The sequence below is a fragment of the Marinimicrobium sp. UBA4209 genome (genome assembly GCF_002381585.1).
Taxonomy (GTDB): Bacteria; Pseudomonadota; Gammaproteobacteria; order Pseudomonadales; family Cellvibrionaceae; genus Marinimicrobium; species Marinimicrobium koreense.
Window position 1 is genome coordinate 37199 of the sequence record NZ_DFTP01000078.1, and the last position, 352, is coordinate 37550.

1 protein-coding gene is annotated in these 352 nt (G+C 57.1%); it reads left to right on the plus strand.

Annotated features, from left to right (window positions below):
* A partial coding sequence (msrA, locus tag B3187_RS11795) for a peptide-methionine (S)-S-oxide reductase MsrA (RefSeq protein WP_286806651.1) occupies positions 1 to 300 on the plus strand: 300 nt, incomplete at its 5' end.
* Positions 301 to 352 lie beyond the last annotated feature (52 nt).

Sequence of the window (352 nt, forward strand, 5' to 3'; positions counted from 1 at the left end):
CTCAAAACCTTCTGGGAAAATCACGATCCTACCCAAGGCATGCGCCAGGGCAATGATCGGGGTACCCAATACCGCTCCGGGATTTACACCCAGAATGCCACACAGCAAGCCGCGGCGGAGCAGAGTCGGGAGCGGTATCAGGCCGCGCTTGAGGAGCGGGGCAGGGGAGAGATAACCACAGAGATCCAGCCGGCCGGCCCGTTTTACTATGCTGAACCTTATCACCAGCAATATCTGGCCAAAAACCCGGGTGGTTATTGCGGATTGGGTGGTACTGGCGTTAGTTGTCCAGCGCCTTGATGGACTCAATGCAACGCATGGGTGTCAGTATCGGAAACGTTTCGGCGGATGC